Origin of the sequence: Paenibacillus sp. LC231, from assembly GCF_001860525.1 — a bacterium.
Classification (GTDB): Bacteria; Bacillota; Bacilli; order Paenibacillales; family Paenibacillaceae; genus Paenibacillus_AQ.
Map to the genome: position 1 here is coordinate 245718 of NZ_JFOM01000058.1, position 16940 is coordinate 262657.

At 49.7% G+C, this 16940-nt stretch carries 15 protein-coding genes; 4 read left to right on the forward strand and 11 right to left on the reverse strand.

Annotation, left to right across the window (positions count from 1 at the left end; genetic code table 11):
- Nucleotides 1-81 precede the first annotated feature (81 nt).
- From AK95_RS33005 to AK95_RS33025, 5 genes are all read right to left on the reverse strand, one after another.
- Entirely contained in the window at nt 82-1185 is a 1104-nt protein-coding gene (locus AK95_RS33005; RefSeq protein ID WP_071224324.1) for an ABC transporter permease, read from the reverse strand.
- Complete coding sequence (locus tag AK95_RS33010; protein ID WP_071224325.1) at nt 1185-2465, reverse strand: ABC transporter permease; 1281 nt, start codon at nt 2463-2465, stop codon at nt 1185-1187. The genes AK95_RS33005 and AK95_RS33010 overlap by 1 nt, the downstream gene beginning before the upstream one ends.
- Nucleotides 2466-2481: 16 nt before the next feature.
- The gene (locus AK95_RS33015; RefSeq protein ID WP_071224326.1) at nt 2482-3414 is read right to left on the reverse strand and encodes an ABC transporter ATP-binding protein; all 933 of its coding nucleotides are present in this window, start codon (nt 3412-3414) and stop codon (nt 2482-2484) included.
- A 190-nt stretch (nt 3415-3604) separates the two neighbouring features.
- Complete coding sequence (locus tag AK95_RS33020; RefSeq protein WP_071224327.1) at nt 3605-4237, reverse strand: response regulator; 633 nt, start codon at nt 4235-4237, stop codon at nt 3605-3607.
- A complete protein-coding gene (locus AK95_RS33025; protein ID WP_071224328.1) occupies nt 4234-5388 on the reverse strand; it encodes a sensor histidine kinase in 1155 nt (384 codons plus the stop codon). The genes AK95_RS33020 and AK95_RS33025 overlap by 4 nt, the downstream gene beginning before the upstream one ends.
- A 498-nt stretch (nt 5389-5886) precedes the next feature.
- Between AK95_RS33025 and qoxA the strand changes: the two genes are divergently transcribed.
- The 4 genes from qoxA (at nt 5887) to qoxD (ending at nt 9780) form a co-directional block, all read left to right on the forward strand.
- A complete protein-coding gene (qoxA, locus tag AK95_RS33030) occupies nt 5887-6891 on the forward strand; it encodes a cytochrome aa3 quinol oxidase subunit II (protein WP_071224329.1) in 1005 nt (334 codons plus the stop codon).
- 63 nt (nt 6892-6954) lie between these two features.
- A complete protein-coding gene (qoxB, locus tag AK95_RS33035; protein WP_071224330.1) occupies nt 6955-8898 on the forward strand; it encodes a cytochrome aa3 quinol oxidase subunit I in 1944 nt (647 codons plus the stop codon).
- The gene (gene qoxC / locus AK95_RS33040) at nt 8895-9491 is read left to right on the forward strand and encodes a cytochrome aa3 quinol oxidase subunit III (RefSeq protein ID WP_071224331.1); all 597 of its coding nucleotides are present in this window, start codon (nt 8895-8897) and stop codon (nt 9489-9491) included. The genes qoxB and qoxC overlap by 4 nt, the downstream gene beginning before the upstream one ends.
- Nucleotide 9492: 1 nt before the next feature.
- The gene (gene qoxD / locus AK95_RS33045; RefSeq protein WP_071224332.1) at nt 9493-9780 is read left to right on the forward strand and encodes a cytochrome aa3 quinol oxidase subunit IV; all 288 of its coding nucleotides are present in this window, start codon (nt 9493-9495) and stop codon (nt 9778-9780) included.
- 284 nt (nt 9781-10064) lie between these two features.
- On the opposite strand, the gene AK95_RS33050 is transcribed toward qoxD, so the two are convergent.
- The 6 genes from AK95_RS33050 to AK95_RS33075 form a co-directional block, all read right to left on the reverse strand.
- On the reverse strand, nt 10065-11234 hold the full coding sequence (locus AK95_RS33050) for a cell wall-binding repeat-containing protein (RefSeq protein ID WP_235613282.1): 1170 nt from the start codon (nt 11232-11234) through the stop codon (nt 10065-10067).
- Nucleotides 11235-11313: 79 nt separating this feature from the next.
- Nucleotides 11314-12564 carry a DHH family phosphoesterase gene (locus AK95_RS33055; RefSeq protein WP_071224334.1) on the reverse strand — a complete coding sequence of 417 codons (1251 nt, stop codon included), beginning with the start codon at nt 12562-12564 and terminating at the stop codon, nt 11314-11316.
- 170 nt (nt 12565-12734) lie between these two features.
- Nucleotides 12735-13073 carry an antibiotic biosynthesis monooxygenase gene (locus AK95_RS33060; RefSeq protein WP_071224335.1) on the reverse strand — a complete coding sequence of 113 codons (339 nt, stop codon included), beginning with the start codon at nt 13071-13073 and terminating at the stop codon, nt 12735-12737.
- Nucleotides 13074-13224: 151 nt separating this feature from the next.
- Nucleotides 13225-13530 carry a rhodanese-like domain-containing protein gene (locus AK95_RS33065; RefSeq protein ID WP_235613279.1) on the reverse strand — a complete coding sequence of 102 codons (306 nt, stop codon included), beginning with the start codon at nt 13528-13530 and terminating at the stop codon, nt 13225-13227.
- Nucleotides 13531-13735: 205 nt separating this feature from the next.
- The gene (gene bioB, locus AK95_RS33070; RefSeq protein WP_071224337.1) at nt 13736-14734 is read right to left on the reverse strand and encodes a biotin synthase BioB; all 999 of its coding nucleotides are present in this window, start codon (nt 14732-14734) and stop codon (nt 13736-13738) included.
- 195 nt (nt 14735-14929) lie between these two features.
- Entirely contained in the window at nt 14930-16855 is a 1926-nt protein-coding gene (locus AK95_RS33075) for an LTA synthase family protein (protein ID WP_071224338.1), read from the reverse strand.
- Nucleotides 16856-16940 lie beyond the last annotated feature (85 nt).

Here is a 16940-nt window from a genome sequence, read left to right on the forward strand (position 1 = left end):
TCCCGAGGACTTTGATCCACAGGGAAGGCCCTTGCCTTATGTCAGTATGCCTGCTTCATTTCGCTAATCCATACCTGTAACCTACACATGACGCCGTTCCATCAGATTAATGCCTATGCCCATGCACAGCACCCCGATGAGCAGCATTTTGGAAATCGGGATCCAGAGATCCGCGAAGCCGTAGCCATACACAGCGATTCCCGTCAATGCTTTCATGGCATGGGTCAGCGGAATGACCTCAGCGATACCAAGCAAAATCGGATTCGTGATCGTACCCGGCGGCATATATACCCCACTGATGAGCGGCAGGATCGGAATGATGGACGGAAACAGCGTTCCAAATTGCTCAGGCGACTGCAATATGCCCACAAAGAGCATACATAAAGCGACGATGGTCAGTGTGTAGATCACAGTGACTAGCAGCAGCAAGCCGTATTGGTCGCCGAGGTCGAAGCCGAAACCATACCGAAAGATGAGCATCACCAGGATGATCTGCACGATGCCGATCACAGAGCTGTATAGCAGATGACCCATATACATCTCTGTTTTTCGGACAGGAGACAGTATCAGCCGATTCCATACGCCGGAGGCTTTATCCTTCGTAATCGTATTTACCTTGAAACCAATGGTAAACATGACGAGGAATAACGAAAATCCGAACATCAGCTGAAGTCCCATATCATGAGAAACGAGTTCTCCCCCACCCTGCGACTCGGATTGGAGACGCAAGGGTGGTTTCTCCATATAAGCATGCACATGCTCGCGAAATTTCGTTTCATCTTGCAGGTTCGCCGCTGCGGCCCGAAGCTGCAGCTCTCGTTCATAAACCGTACGGAGATGCTGATCAGCTAACTGGGCGTATGGGTTATCCATTGCGGCTATGATGCGATAATCATCCGAGACCAGCTTCACGGCGAGATCTGCGCGCCCCTCGCGCACTTTCTTTCTTGCCGTCTGTTCATCCTCCATTCGAAATTCGAACGTATCGTTTTGATTCAGCCATTCGATCCACTTGGCTTCGGACTCATCAACCGCCCCGTCTGCGGTGAAGATGTCAATCTTGATCTTGCTGTCAGCCTTCCCTCCGAACATCAGCGTGGCCAATATGCTTAGACCGATGAACATGATGATCATCCATGGATTTCGCTTTTCTTTCATCCATTGCGATAATAAGATGGGCGCCATCAGATCCGCCCCCTTCTTGGAAAGATCCATAAACTCGCAGCTAGAATAACGATGAAGAACACCCCTTGATACAGGATCGGCAGCCATAGTTCTTGAAACGGACTGCCCTGTATCCACTGAATCATGGACATTAAGGCCAAGCCGTTGGGGGTTACGCTGCCGATGCTCATCAGCCAATCCGGCAAAATATAGATCGGCACCAGATTCCCTCCGATGACGCCAAGCACAAGAAGCAGTATGAATGATATGCCGGTTGCGACATCCGTGTCCTTCATTCGGAAGAGCATGGCCGTATAAAGCGCAGATAACGCCGCAACCGTTAGACACATCATGAAGATAATGAAGGTCAAACCGATCCAGAAGATCAGGGATTTCCCCGGAAAAAGCTGAAACAGAAAATGCGAGACGATCAGCAGGACCGCAGATTGCAGCAGAGACATGCAGAAGGTCGACCCAACCTTACCGGACAAGTAGCGAAATGGATGGGTTCCGGCGAGAAGGAGACGCATGAACACCATCTCTCGCTTTTCCGTGATCGATTTGGACGCCGTCGTTGTGGAAACGGACAGCGCAAAGAATATACTGACCGCCAGGGCGTAATATTGAAACGAGGTGATCATGTCCACACCTTCAATTTGTTCCAACCCGCCGACAGGGCTGTTCGCCAGCGCAAGCTCGCCCTCACCCTTGCTTTCCTGTTCTTCCATTCCGCTGTCCAGTGCAGCTTGATAATTAACGGCACCCAAAAACCCATCCAGCATATTTTGCAGAACATTCACTTTCATTGAATTCTCTAGCGCCGTCAAAGTCAGCACCGCACCGTCCCCCTCATGCAGGAGCAGCTTGTTAAGCGCAGCCAGTGTGTACCCCTCAGGAACTGTGATGACGGCCTCCACTTTCTCTTCCTCCAACTGCACATGGGCGGTCTTGTCATCCAATGCAGCAACTTGAAGAAATTCCTCAACCTCATCGTTGCCGAACATATTCATTAACAGGGCTTCCGGTTGGAAACTCGCGGCTGCTTTACTCAGTTCGTTCTTCTCTTCCTGGCTGATCGACATCCTCTTTAGGGTTTCCTGAAAGGCATGGACTCCCTCTTCATGCCGGTCCTTCACGACCAATGCAACTCTCATCTCAAGGGATTCATTCGAATTCTCTACCCAATTCGGCAAGGCAAATCCAAGAATCAGGATTAGCACTAATGGCATAAACAAAGCAATCAGCATCTCTTTCCGGTCTCTCCAATAGACAAGAAAGTCTTTTTTGAAAAATACGCCCAAGCGGCTGTCCCTCCCTTCAATCCCGAAGTTTGCGGCCGGTCAAATGAAGAAATACATCCTCGAGACTTGGCGACTGGATATGGATATTCTGAATCTGCACTTCATGGCGTTCGGCAGCCTGCACAATACCGGATAGAATGTAACTGTTCTTCATGACAATGAGCTTCAGCCCATGATCCGTCTCCTCAACCTGCCTGACGCTTTCTAAGGAGCGAAGCTCCTCGGCCAGCTCCGGATTCGGGCGATTCAGCTGGATGACCAGCGTATCCTCACCGGACAAGATGTGCTGCAGCTCCTCCTTGGTACCCGATGCGATAATCCGCCCGTGATCCATAATGTACATCCGGCTGCACAGCTGCTCCACCTCTTCCATGTAATGGCTCGTGTACAGTACCGTTGTCCCTTTGTCCCGATTTAAGCGCCGCACGGTTTCAAGGATATGATTGCGGGACTGCGGATCAATGCCCACGGTCGGTTCATCCATGATGACGATTTGCGGATCATGCAGCAGAGCAGCTGCGATATTGATCCTTCTCTTCATGCCTCCGGAATAGGTTCGAATTAACTCCTTCTGGCGATCCCGAAGACCGACCGTCTCAAGCAGCTCCTGAATTTTGATCTCCAGTTCCTTTCCGTTCAATCCATATACGCGCCCGAAGAATTTAAGGTTTTCATACGAGGTTAGTTCCTCATACAAGGCAATTTCCTGAGGCACCACGCCTAATACGGTGCGAATGTCCTGCGGATGCTTGAGCACGCTTTTGCCGTTCAGGCGCACATCGCCGCCCGTCGGTTTCAGCAAGGATGATATCATGGAGATTGTTGTCGATTTCCCGGCGCCGTTCGGTCCGATCAATCCGACGGATTCTCCCCGGTTCAGATACAGGCTGACTTCCTCCACAGCAGTCTTGCCCTTAAACACTTTTCGAAGTTCTACGGTTTCCAGCATCATGTCCCCCCATTCTCGATATGAACCCTAACGTGCCTTGTTGCTCTTCGTTCATATCTGTCCTCCACTGCTACAAGTGTATATGCAAAAAGGCAGTGCCATCACTGCCCTCGGTCATTGCTTTGATTCCGAACCATGACTTCAGTCATGTCAGGTTCGGATTTAACGGGATATCATCCTCTCTCGCGAATCAAACCACATTGTGCCGTATAGCATAAATCGCCAGCTGTGTCCGGTCTCTTAGATCAAGTTTGTCCATAATCTGGCTGACGTGATTCTTGATCGTTCCGATTGACAAACCCAGCTCATCTGCGATTTCGCGGTTGCTGCGCCCTTCCCCTACCAGACGCATGATGGACAGCTCCCGCGGGGTAATCGAAGCATCAACGACGGGTGCTTTCTTCTCTCCCAGCAGTTTGGGGATCACCTTGGCCGCCACATCCTCCTGGAGCGACAATCCACCGCTCAAGCAGCTTCGAATCGAGCGGATCAAAGCCTCCGGCTCCGCCTCCTTCAGCATGTATCCGCTTGCCCCACTCTTTAGCGCCTCGACCGCATACTGATCGTCGTTAAACGTCGTCAGCATCAGCACTTTTGTCTTCGGCCAGCGTGAACGTATGATGCGGGCAGCCTCCAATCCGTTCATCTCCGGCATTCGGATATCGAGCACGACGACATCAAAGATATGGTTTTCGCATAAAGCCACAGCCTCTTTGCCGTTACCAGCTTCGCCGGCAACCAGCATATCCGAATCGCTTTCGATCATCATCTTCAGACCTTGACGAACCATGGCCTGATCCTCTGCCAATAATATACGTATCAGCGGACTCCCTCCTCTATTAACTTGGACATGAACAACGTTCCGCGAACGATAAATTGGTTATCGTACTGGGAGATTTGAAGCTCGCCCCCAGCCTCTTCCATTCGCTCTTGCATCGCTTTTAAACCATAGCCCTCCCGGTATGTATCGCGTTTCCGGTGATACGGATTGCTTACCTCAAAACGGAATATGCCGCCTCCCGGCGCTTCAAAAATGATATGCACTTCTCGCGTGCTCCCATGCTTCATCGCATTGGTCATGGCTTCCTGAACCGCACGGTATACCGCAATGGATTGGATATTGTTTAAAGGTACGGTTAAGGCTCCATGCCGCGCCGTTAGCGTTACGCGCATAAAGCTCTCGGATTCCAACCGCCGGAGAAGTCCGATGATCGCGGGCAATCCGCTGGTCTCCTGCTGCTTCATGGATTTCACCGCGTTCCTGGTCTCCTCCAGACTTTCCTTGGCAAGGGCTTTGAGCCCCTTCAGAACCTCGGCAGTTTCCCCCTCTGCCTGCATCCGGTGCATCTCAAGCTGCATGAGCAGTGCCGTCAATTTATGCCCAACGGAGTCATGGATATCGCGGCCGACCTGAGCCCGCTCCTCCTGCCTGGCATGCTGCTCATCCGTAATCAGGCGACGCTTCATATTACGATACTCACTGAGCAGCGTTTCATATCGCACTCTTGACTCTTCATTACGGGAGAAGACGGTGCGAAATAAGGCCAGCCCCATCGCAAGCATAACCGAGTATAAAACGAGGAAGAACCACGGAAACTCGGGGTATCCGAACAAACCCGGCACCATGGCACCTGCAGCCAGAACAAGACCAATGCAGGCAGCATGAACGAATGGGAGCCGATACACGGCTTTTCCCGCCAGGATGGAATAAACCAGCAAAATGTACGGGTTCGTTGCAGTCGTATTGGTCGGCCATAAGGAAATAACGGAAAATACCGACGCTACGAGCAGTGTGACAAATAGCATTGCAGGCCTGGCACGGAATAATGGCGCCAAAAAAAAGGCCATGAAAAAAATGGCGCTGCTCCCCAGCCTCCAAGGCAACTGATCCGGATTAACATGCTGGAGCACAGGAGCGAAGGCGCCCAGCCAGCTCAAAACAAGAAATAAAAACCATATCCAGAACGACCGCACTTGCTCTCCTCTCTTTCCTATCAAGAGTTTCACAATTCCCAGACAAAAATCCCGTTCCAATTTTTAGTTATATCATATCACATGCCTCATCGCGCCTACTGGGGAAATAAGTAAACTGGAAATAAAAAAACGCTTCGAGTTTATTGTGAAAAAATATACATACACCTTTAAACCCTTACCAATACAGGGATTTATTCGGCAGGCTTAGGGGTCGATTGCGGCGAAAAACAGGCCCGGAATTGTGACGAAACTGGTAACTCTCGTGAATGTTTGAACAAAGTATGAACTGCCTCAAAACCGCGCCACTACAATGATTTCGCTCACAACCGTACCCTTTTGTAACAAATTGAACACATAAAATTACATACATTGACACGAATGTGGATTAATTTGTTAATTATACAAGTTTATGTGTTTTGCAAAGCCGAGCGGAACTTTCTACTATAGATGTGTCAGTAACATTGAATCGAACGAACGTTTCAAGGAAAGGGGTACATCATGAACAAAAGAGGGCCGTTATTTGCATTGTTATTATGCTTTACCTTGCTCTTATCGGGATGCAGCTCGCTCACGGTATTAGATCCGAAAGGACCGGCTGCCAGAACCCTATCCGATACAATCATATTCTCCATTCTCATGATGGTCGGAATTCTAGCGGTAGTTTACGCGCTCTATATCTACATGCTTACCAAATATCGAGCCAAGAAATCCAACGAAGGTTACGAGCCGCCTCATGAAGAGGGCAACAAATGGCTGGAAATTCTGTGGACTGCCATTCCGATTCTGATCGTTGCCGTGCTCTCGGTCGTAACAGTCAAAACGACGGTGGCCGTCGAGAATGTGCCTGAAGGCTACGAGAACCAAGAGCCTCTGGTTATTTACGCTTCCTCCTCGAACTGGAAATGGCACTTCAGTTATCCGGAAGAAGGAATCGAGACTGTCAATTACGTGAACATTCCGACCAATCGTCCGATCGAGTTCAGGCTGTATTCATTCGGTCCGATCACAAGCTTCTGGATTCCTCAGCTTCACGGACAGAAGTACGCGATGAGCGACATGATCACCAAGCTGAACATGGTTGCCGACGTACCGGGTTCGATGATGGGCCGTAACGCGAACTTCAACGGCGAAGGCTTTGCCCATATGGAGTTCGAAGCTCTTGCCATGACCTCTGCCGAGTACGATGAGTGGGTTAAGGATGTAAAGGACACCGCGCCTGAACTGAAGGAAGATGAGTTCAAGAAGCTTCTGGATACCGCGCATGTCGGTCGGATGACTTTCTCCAATACGCATCTGGAATTCAGTCCGCCGCCATCCGAAGATCATCACCATGGCGGCGATGTCAACGGCAATGAGGAGCATCAGGACCATAAAGACGTCCACCCGGATCCTGCAACAACGGAAGAAACGGAATTTGACAGCGAAACGAACGTGGATCCGAACGAACCGCTTCCGAACTTCCCGGCTGAAGAAAGCCCAAATCATCAACATGAAGGACATTAAATCGGTGCGTGAAACGTTGTTCACCCGATCTACTTCATACATCCAGAAAGGAGCTAGGCCTTTATGAAATGGGACGAATTTTTCGTTACCGGTGATCCGTTAATTTACGGCGCCATGGTGAGTATCGTGCTCGTCTCGCTCGCAATCCTCTTCGGTTTGACCTATTACAAGAAGTGGGGTTACATGTGGCGGGAATGGCTGACGACCGTGGATCACAAAAGAATTGGTGTCATGTACATCATCTGTGCATTGATCATGCTGTTCCGCGGAGGCGTGGACGCGATCATGATGCGTGCGCAAACCGCCGCACCGGAGATGAAGTTTCTGACCGGGCAGCATTACAATGAAGTATTCACGACTCACGGGGTCATCATGATCCTCTTTATGGCCATGCCGTTTATTTTCGGTCTGATGAACGTCATCATTCCGCTCCAGATCGGCGCCCGTGACGTAGCATTCCCTAAACTGAACGCAATCAGCTTCTGGTTGTTTTTTGCCGGCGCGATGCTGTTCAACATTTCCTTCGTTATCGGAGGTTCGCCGGATGCCGGCTGGTCCGCTTACTTCCCGCTGGCCAGTATCGAATTCAGCCCGACGGTCGGCAATAACTACTACTCTCTGTCACTTCAGATCTCAGGGATTGGTACTTTGCTTACAGGTCTTAACTTTATCGTAACGATACTGAAGATGCGTGCCCCGGGCATGACCTTGATGCGCATGCCGATGTTTACGTGGTCTGTACTGATCACTTGTGTCATCATTATCTTTGCTTTCCCTGTACTTACGATTGCGCTCCTGCTTATGATGTTCGACCGCATCTTTGGTTCCCAATTCTTCACGATGGCGAACGGCGGTATGGATATGCTATGGGCCAACCTGTTCTGGGTATGGGGTCACCCTGAGGTGTATATCGTTATTCTGCCGGCATTCGGTATTTTCAGTGAGATTATCTCGACCTTCTCCAAAAAGAACTTGTACGGTTATAGCTCCATGGTATTAAGCATGGCGATTATTTCCGGATTGTCCTTCCTGGTATGGGCCCACCATTTCTACACGATGGGTCAAGGGGCCATGGTCAACGGTTTCTTCTCCATCACAACGATGGCGATTGCCGTACCGACCGGGATCAAAATATTCAACTGGCTCTTTACGCTTCGCAAGGGTCGAATCAGCTTTACGACGCCGATGCTCTACTCGCTTGCCTTTATTCCGATCTTCACGATCGGCGGCGTAACCGGCGTTATGCTGGCGATGGCCAGTGCCGACTATCAGTATCATAATACGATGTTCCTGGTTGCCCACTTCCACTATGTGCTCATTCCAGGCGCCGTATTCGCCGTCATTGCCGGTTTCCATTACTGGTTCCCTAAAGTGTTCGGCTTCCGTCTGAATGAAAAGCTGGGCAAAATCGCATTCTGGTTCATTGCCATCTCATTTAATGTTACGTTCTTCCCGATGTTCTTCCTGGGATTGATGGGGATGACCCGCCGTACGTACACCTATTCAGCCGAAACCGGCTTTGGCCCGCTGAATATGCTGTCGATGGTCGGCGCAATTGGACTGGCGATCGGATTCATCCTTCTGGTATACAACATCTACTGGAGTACACGGTACGAGCCGCGCGACAAAACAGGAGATCCATGGGATGCACGCGCACTGGAATGGTCAACGCCAAGTCCGGTTCCTGTGTACAACTTTGCGGTAACGCCGAAAGTCAAGGGCCGCGACGCCTTCTGGTTCTCGAAGAAAAACAATGAGCCGCTTTCGGATGAGAAAATCACGAAGATTCATATGCCAAGCAACACCGGAAAACCGTTTATACTGGGTATCGCCTTCTTCTTCCTTGGCTTCTTCCTGGTATTCAGCTGGTGGATTCCATCCATCGTTGCCGGTATCGCGGTATTGATTATTATGGCAACCATGTCCTTCGACCGTGATCACGGATACTACATTCCGGTTGAAGAGATTGTTCAAACCGAACAGAAACTGCGGGGTGAAACGGTATGAAAATAGATGCCACTCAGCCGCTGGAATATGGAACAGAGGAAAACCGTAATCGAATATTTGGCTTCTGGCTGTTCCTCGGAGCTGAAATTGCGCTCTTTGCCACCTTGTTTACCGTCTACTTCGTTCTCGTGAACCGCTTTGCCAGCGGTCCGAGCGGAGCGGAAATCTTTGAAATTACGCCGGTCCTGCTTGAGACGTTCCTGCTCTTAACGAGCAGCTTCACCATCGGTTTGGCTGTTCATGCGATGCGTCTGGGCCTGAAAAAGCAGATGATGATCTTTATGATCATCACCCTGCTGCTAGGTGCGGGATTCCTCGGGATCGAGATCTTCGAATTCTTCACCTATGTGCATGAAGGAGTAACGCTCTCAACCAGCGCCTTCTCCTCCAGCCTGTTCACATTGCTTGGCACGCACGGAGCTCACGTTACCTTCGGTCTCCTGTGGGGAACTGCCATTCTGATTCAACTTAAAAAGCATGGACTGGATCATTCCACAGCCAACAAGTCCTTCATCTTCTCGCTCTACTGGCACTTCCTGGACGTTGTGTGGATCTTCATTTTCAGCTTTGTATACTTGAAAGGACTGATGTGACATGATAAAACAGCTGTTTCCAATTAAGCATGTAGCGGGTTATATATCGTCTCTCGTCCTTTCAGCAGTTGCACTTGTCGTTCTGCTTGATATGCCGGCAGCTTCGAAATTGGCCGTTCTGCTGATCACCGCGATCCTGCAGGCAGCCGTTCAGCTCATGCTGTTCATGCACGTCGGGGAAAGTGATGACAAAAAATCCGTTTACATCAACATTGCCTTCGCTCTGTTCGTTGGCCTTGTCACGATTTTCGGAACGCTGTTCATCTTCGTATGGGGCTGGTATGCTTAATCCTGCGAATATCTCTGAATTTGCAATGTAACGATATATGTTCGCATCCTGAACATGTATCATCCAATATCAAAGAGGGTGTCCCAAAAGATGTTAGATCTGGCGGGATGCCCTCTTTTTCTGTTTTGCGACGCAACGAGCACGAATCGATCCTTCCACTCTTCCGACACACAAAAAGAAAACCGATTCTCGGTAACCTGGCAGTGCCGCTGCCAATTACGAGAAACGGTTTCTTTCTACATTCAATATCCAACTTCATCTGCCGATGACAATATGAGGATCCATTAGTTATGTCCAGACTCCATATCCAAAATCTCATCAATCTCGCCCTGGAGCTTCATGGTCAGAGTCTGTTCGTCTCCAATGATCCAGGCGTGATTGTACGGAGCATCCCCCCTGGACGCAGCACTTTGACGGCGGATCGATTCAACATACTTCGTAATGGAGCGTGGCACCCCGTCGCGCTCCGTAAACAATAAAGGGGCATGCTTGCCCATATGGGACAATGGAGCGGCTGCAATGGACAATACGGGGGACTCTGGTGTCGAGAACGAGAGACTGTACCCCGGTGATTGAACGCCCCAACCAAAGCCTGTTACAGGATCATTGAACTGCGCGAATTGAACGGCATTCTCGAATGGGTCATCCCCGGATATTCGCGTCACCTTACCATATTGCCGCAGCTCGTCCTCTACTGCCCGGGATACCACCTTTTCCGGGCCGATGATATAGATATTCGCTTTCCCTTTCCGCTTATGAAGCGCCTGTGCTGTCTCATCAGGGACATTCTTCTCGCCAACATACAGCATCGTTTCCGGCATATGGGCAATCCAGCTCACCGCGGGGAGCGTATAATCCGGACGGTCCATCGATCCGACAATAACCGAGGTAGGTACAGATCCGGATACCTTAGCTGCATATTCATCAATCGCGGCTGCTGCTGCTTCAGGTTCCCCGGCAGCAATGTGATCAAGCTTGTATTCAAGCCCGTTCAACTCCTTCATCACCTGATCCGAGATTGGTCCGACGGTGATAATCTCAATGCCCTTGTTATGCTCCGCTCCCCTTGGCTTCAACCGCCGCAGCTCTTCCAGCGTTTCCTTGGGAATCCCCTCTTCTTCCACAAACAGCAGCGACCCTTCGCTAAGCTGCGTCAGATCGACGCTCACGGCCGCTATGGACCATTGAGCCGCATCCACCAGAATCACCGTCTGCGGTCGACTGTGCTCATTCGTGGACTGCCACAGCGTCTTGGAGGTCAGTACGGCCGCATTTACAGGATCCGATGTATTCAATCGAATGGTGTTCTTCGTAGCGGACCATGGTACAGGAACATCCTTCAGCAGCTCTTTGCTGTGAACAGCCGAGGGGATGGAGGGTTCGGAATGACTTTGGGTCTGACTCCATGCGAGGATCCCTGCCGTTAACAGGGCAAGAGCCCAGCCAGCGATCATTTTTTTCACCGTATATTCCTCCTGTCTAACAATGAAGCGTCTCTAGGATTGATCTACTCCACTCTTGATGCTGTTACATCTACAGATCTTCCATTAACTTCTCCTCGTCCATATCCAGCGGCAGGCCTGGACGATCATTGGTTCGGTTTCGCACCCATTGCTCCTTCAGCATCTTCACAAACACGTCATCCCGGGACAGCCAGACGCCATACTGCCGCTTCATGTGCCGCTCCGCCTCCTCGAACGATCTGAACCGGAATGGGAGGGGTTCCCCGTTCCACTCGACAATCCATTCCCCGGCGTTGGCATAAACAAATAGCAGATCCTCGCCCCAGCTTTCGTATAGAACGCCGGACTCCGCCCCCTTAATGTTGAACTGATTCCGCGAAGCATCGAACCGGATCGGTTCCAGCTCGAACGGTTCAGCAGCAAATAACTGATACACTTCCTCTGTGATCGTGCACCCCGCTGCTTTGGGATGACCGCCTCCCCCGTACCGCATCGCCACATCGGACACGTCCACGTGATCATGAATCGTGCGAAGGCTCATTTTCCTCCCCCCCATGTTCAAGATAGCAATGTAATCCAGGTGGGGATACGTCGTTCCCAGCTCACTGGCAAGTTCAGAGTGATAGGATTCGGCATATACGATGCCTATGCAATGCTCCCCCACGAAGGTCTGAATGAGCTCTCGCTGTTTGCGGCGGATGTAGCGATCGATTTTATTCTCTTCCATGTCCAATATTTTTTCTTCAAACTCATCAAAGAAGAAGCCACCTTGCTCCCGCAGACGCTGCGTCATCTTGCTCTCAAACTCGTCAAGGGACAACATATAGAACAAATCGTTCAGGCGTTTAGCCTCAACCTTCTGGTTCTCTTCCCATTCCCACGTATCATAGAGGCGAACCAGCTCTACAAACTCATCCAGCGCTTCACTTCTGCCAAGATGTCCATGCTCGATTAAATATTCATAGAATAACGAGGTTGCCGATGCCAAGCGGCCGTCCCGATGCGTGACGTCCACTTGCCCCCAGCTATATTCATTCAAGTGAAGAGCCGTTTTATGGTGATCGATAAGCTGCACCTGCCCTCCCTCTTCGACAAACACGTTCAGTTCCTTCTCCATATCCGGAGCGACCGACAAATCCGTAATAAACAACACATCATACGGATTATCCTGCAAGGAAGTCCGGTTCAGATACCTTGCGACTTGTTGATTCAATCCGTGAATGGAGTTGTAACGGACATCAATTCCTTCGCCGAAAGCGCATTTGGCGATAATGCCGCAACCGACACCATCCAGATCATTATGGCTGTACAGATGATACATAGGTGACTTCCTCCAAACAGTAGGTTGAATGATGAGCTGATCCTGTCTTTCATCCCTTTACGGTTCCCTAAAATCTGCCGTTTTAACCCCTGCGAGCCCACCCGACGGTACAATGCAGCAAAAAAAAGAAGCTGCTTTAACAGCCGCTTCTTTTTGGATAATTTAAATTATTATGCCTGTTGAACAGGTCTCGGTCCTTTGGTTGCCATAACCTCATACATGCCGTGACTGGAGCTAATTACATGCTCAGGCTGCGGCTTGCCGCGGTTATCACGATGTCCTTGAATATGCGCGGGACTGGTCTCCCAGCGTTTCCACGCCTCTTTGGATTCCCAGCGAATCATGACGATGACCTCTTCCGTTTCGTCAGTACGCTTTGCATTCTTGACAAGGACATTCAGATCAATGAAACCTTCAATTTCTTCTATGGGTCCGGGCTTGCTGAAACGCTCTACAACCAGATTGGATGTGCCTGCCTTAACAATAATCGTTTTCGTCTCGATCAACATATTCAACGAACACTCCCTTAGCGAAAATAACCGTAATATGAACGATATTCTTTTATTCTAAATGATAACGATTATCATTGTCAAATTTGATCCCCCTTACCCGAAAAACAAAAAAAATCTGACCAGCATCAGTCTGCTGATCAGATCGTCATTAATTCAATGAAATGTGCTGCATGGAATTGCAAGCTGTGCAATCCTCCTGTAAATAAAAAAGCGAAGTAAAGCCGGCCTTCTTCAGCTTGCGCGCAGCCAGGATTCCATCCGAACGCTTGGGCGTTACAATGACCACGGAGTCGTCGGGTTTCAGCTCCTGCTCCCACACATAAGGCAACCTTCCAAGAGAGATGTTAATCGTCTCTTTCCGCGGACAAGCCATATAATCGGACACATCACGTACATCGAGCACTTTCAGATTCGGACATTCCTTCTGGGCCTGTCGAAGATCACTGCACTTCATGAACCGCAAGCCAGATATAGGTACATACCTTCGGTAATATAAACTGAGTATAATTATAATCAGAACGGCAGATGCAATCAGCACAAAGCATTCCCCCATCATTGTCATGTGCATCGACTTGATGCTTGGTGAGCATGGAACTTTCAACTTCCAACCCTACCCCTACGGGTATATAGTATGTGCTTCATGCCTAAATGTCAATACATCATGACAGAGCGCATTCCTCAATTTCAAACCCTAGGTCTTCAATCAATTCCCAGTCTGCGTTATGGGCCTGGCCTTCTGTTGTTAAATAATCGCCGATGAAGATCGAATTGGCCGCATATAATCCCAACGGCTGCAAGGAGCGCAGATTCACTTCACGTCCCCCTGCAATCCGAATCTCCTTCGCAGGGTTAACAAACCGCATCATGGCAAGAATCTTCAAGCACATCATCGGGGTCAATTCTTTACGTCCTTCAAGAGGAGTCCCTTCAATCGCATTCAGAAAATTGCAAGGAATCGAATCGGCTCCAAGCGACTTCAGAGCAAACGCAATCTCCACCCGTTCTTCCAGGCTCTCGCCCATTCCGAAAATGGCTCCGGAACAAGGGGACATTCCGGAAGAGCTTGCCTGCTTCACGGTATCTAAGCGGTCATCGTATGTATGCGTGGTCGTAATCTGTTCATAGTTATCTTTGGAAGTATTCAGATTATGGTTATATCGATGCACGCCGGCATCAGCGAGCTTGCGCGCATGATCCTCATTCAAAAAGCCCAGACAACAGCACACCTTCAGCTGAGTCGTCTGTGTAATCTCCTTCACTGCTGCGACTACATGATCTATCTCCCGATTGGAAGGACGACGACCGGAAGCAACGATGCAATAGGTTCCCGCCTTTCGGCGAATCGACTCACGCGCGCCTTCGAGAATTTTGTCTTTGGTAAGCCATGCGTATTTATCAATAGGCGCTTCCGACACGATGGACTGGGAGCAGTATCCGCAATCTTCAGGACACAGACCGGATTTTGCGTTAACGATCATGTTCAGCTTAACCTTGTTCCCATAATACTCGCGGCGGATTCGATATGCAGCTTGCATAACAGTCAGCAGTTCCTGATCCTCGCTGTTCAGAATGGCCAAAGCCTCAATCGGCGTTATTTCATGCCCTCGCACAACGTGATCAGCCAGCTTCGCCCAATCATAATGAATTTGAGTCGTCATATCTTCATTCTCCCTCTCTGTTTAAATGTAAACCATTTTAAATAATGATTAGGTTAACAATAAGGGTAATAATAGCATAGATGACAAAACAGTGACAATCCTTCATGGCAGCTTTTACAAAAAAAAGGATTGCTTCATCCATGCCAGCTCGGCTTGATGAAACAATCCTCTTCCTCGTTAATTATTCATTGGGCTTTATGGCGCTCGCTTGGGCAGCATTTTCACATATTCATCGGACAGCTTCATTAACTGCAGAATATAGTCATAATCGCCGCGATACGGCGTGATGTCCGTGACGGGCTCGAGCGTCTCCAGTGAAACCGCCGTGCCATCCTCAAATCCGTCACCGGGAACGAACAGAATGTCATTATTAAAGAAAGAGCCTGTCGGTAAATAATATCTCATCCCGATTACATTGCGGTCCACATTCAGCAGGTCATGCCCAAATGCGTTAAAGCCTTCATCGTCAAGCGATACGCCTAAAAGGTTAGCGACGGTTGGCAGAATATCGACCTGACCCCCCACCTGCTCGATGACCTTTCCTTCCTTCATGCCGGGTACATGAATGACAAGCGGGATATTAAATCGGCTGACCCGCTCATGGTAAGGAATGCCCAGCGTTGACGAGATCATCTCGGCGTCGGCTTCTGCCGGATTGATGCCGAAGTGATCCCCGTACACCACCAATACGGTATCATCCCACAATCCGTTCTGCTTCAGACGGTCAACCAGAGTACCGAGTGCATAATCCGAATAATTCACCGACTTCAGGTAATTCCCCAGATGGGTCCCTTCCAGTTCAGCCGGCAGAGTGATCTTCGCAAATTCATCCTTCACATGATATGGCGAATGGTTGGATACCGTGATGTAATGGGCATAGGTAGGCTTGTTCTGCTGTTGATTCTCCAGCAGCTTATCCACGCCGACACGGAACAGCTCTTCATCGGAAGGTCCAAACTCATTGAAGTTATCATTCGTGAAGTAGGGCTTGTCGTAATAATGCTGAAAATCAAGCGCCGGGTACATTTTGCTTCGATCCCAGAACTTCACGTCATTCACGTGGAATGTCGTCGTAACATAACCGTGCTTGTTCAAGAGACGCGGCAGACCTGGCAGCTCTTTATTCCCGAATCCGGTGGACATCGCCACCGTTCCGGTTGGATAAATCGATGTATTGACCGCAAATTCGGCATCCGAAGTGTTGCCTTGCCCGATCTGTTGGAAGACATGCGGGAAATACAGGCCGCCATCTGCGAGCTGGTTCATCACCGGTGTCAGCTCCTGGCCATTCAGGGACTGACCAACCGGAAAATTCTGCAGCGATTCCATCTGAACGATGATCAGATTTTTGCCTTTGGCAGCACCGTAGTAGTCCGGCTTGTCCTTTGCTTCCTTAACGTAAGGATACGTCGCCAGGAGCTGCTGGGAGCGCAGAATCGTGTCTTGCAGACTCCCTTCGGCCAGCGCACGGTTCTCCTGCGATATCCGGATCACGGAGGAAACCTGGTAATTCATGAATCCCATTTGCTCCGCTCGCACGATTTCATTCTCGATTCCCCATTCTTTACGGATGATAAGTCCGGACAGAACACCCGCAATGACCAGCACAACCATCATGGATATGCGCCACTTCATGCCAGGCCTGCGCGAATAGGAAACGGAATAACTGGAACGGACTCCGCCAAAATGCAATCCTCCTCGGGTGCGGGAACGAATTTTTCGAACCGCCCATATGATCACTAGGACCAGCAGGTCCAGGAAGAAGAGAAAGTGCTCCGGCTCTAACAAAGCCGTAATGCTGGCTCTCACCTGGTTTACTTGCCCGATCCCCGCAAGCGCGGTATATGTCGGTATGGACCCGAAATGAACGTTATAAACAGCGGACGCAAACATGATGAACGATAATACGACATTTAGGATCACATAGACCATCTTTTTGCCTCTTACCGGCAGGAGCAGCTCCAGAAAGCTAATCAGCGCCAACAGGGATAACGCGTCGGTAAGCACCTTACCCCATGCGACGCCATTAAACAGAAACACTCTTAGAAGGATCAGCTTCAATAAGAGCGTCAAAAAAACGAGTATGCATAATCTCAACCTTTGTTCAAGGTAGCGTTCCATTTTCCATTCCCTCTTTTGTGTAAAAATAATGTTAAATTGCAGCTTCCATTATAACAGGAATGTAAACGTCAATCTAATCTGCCCA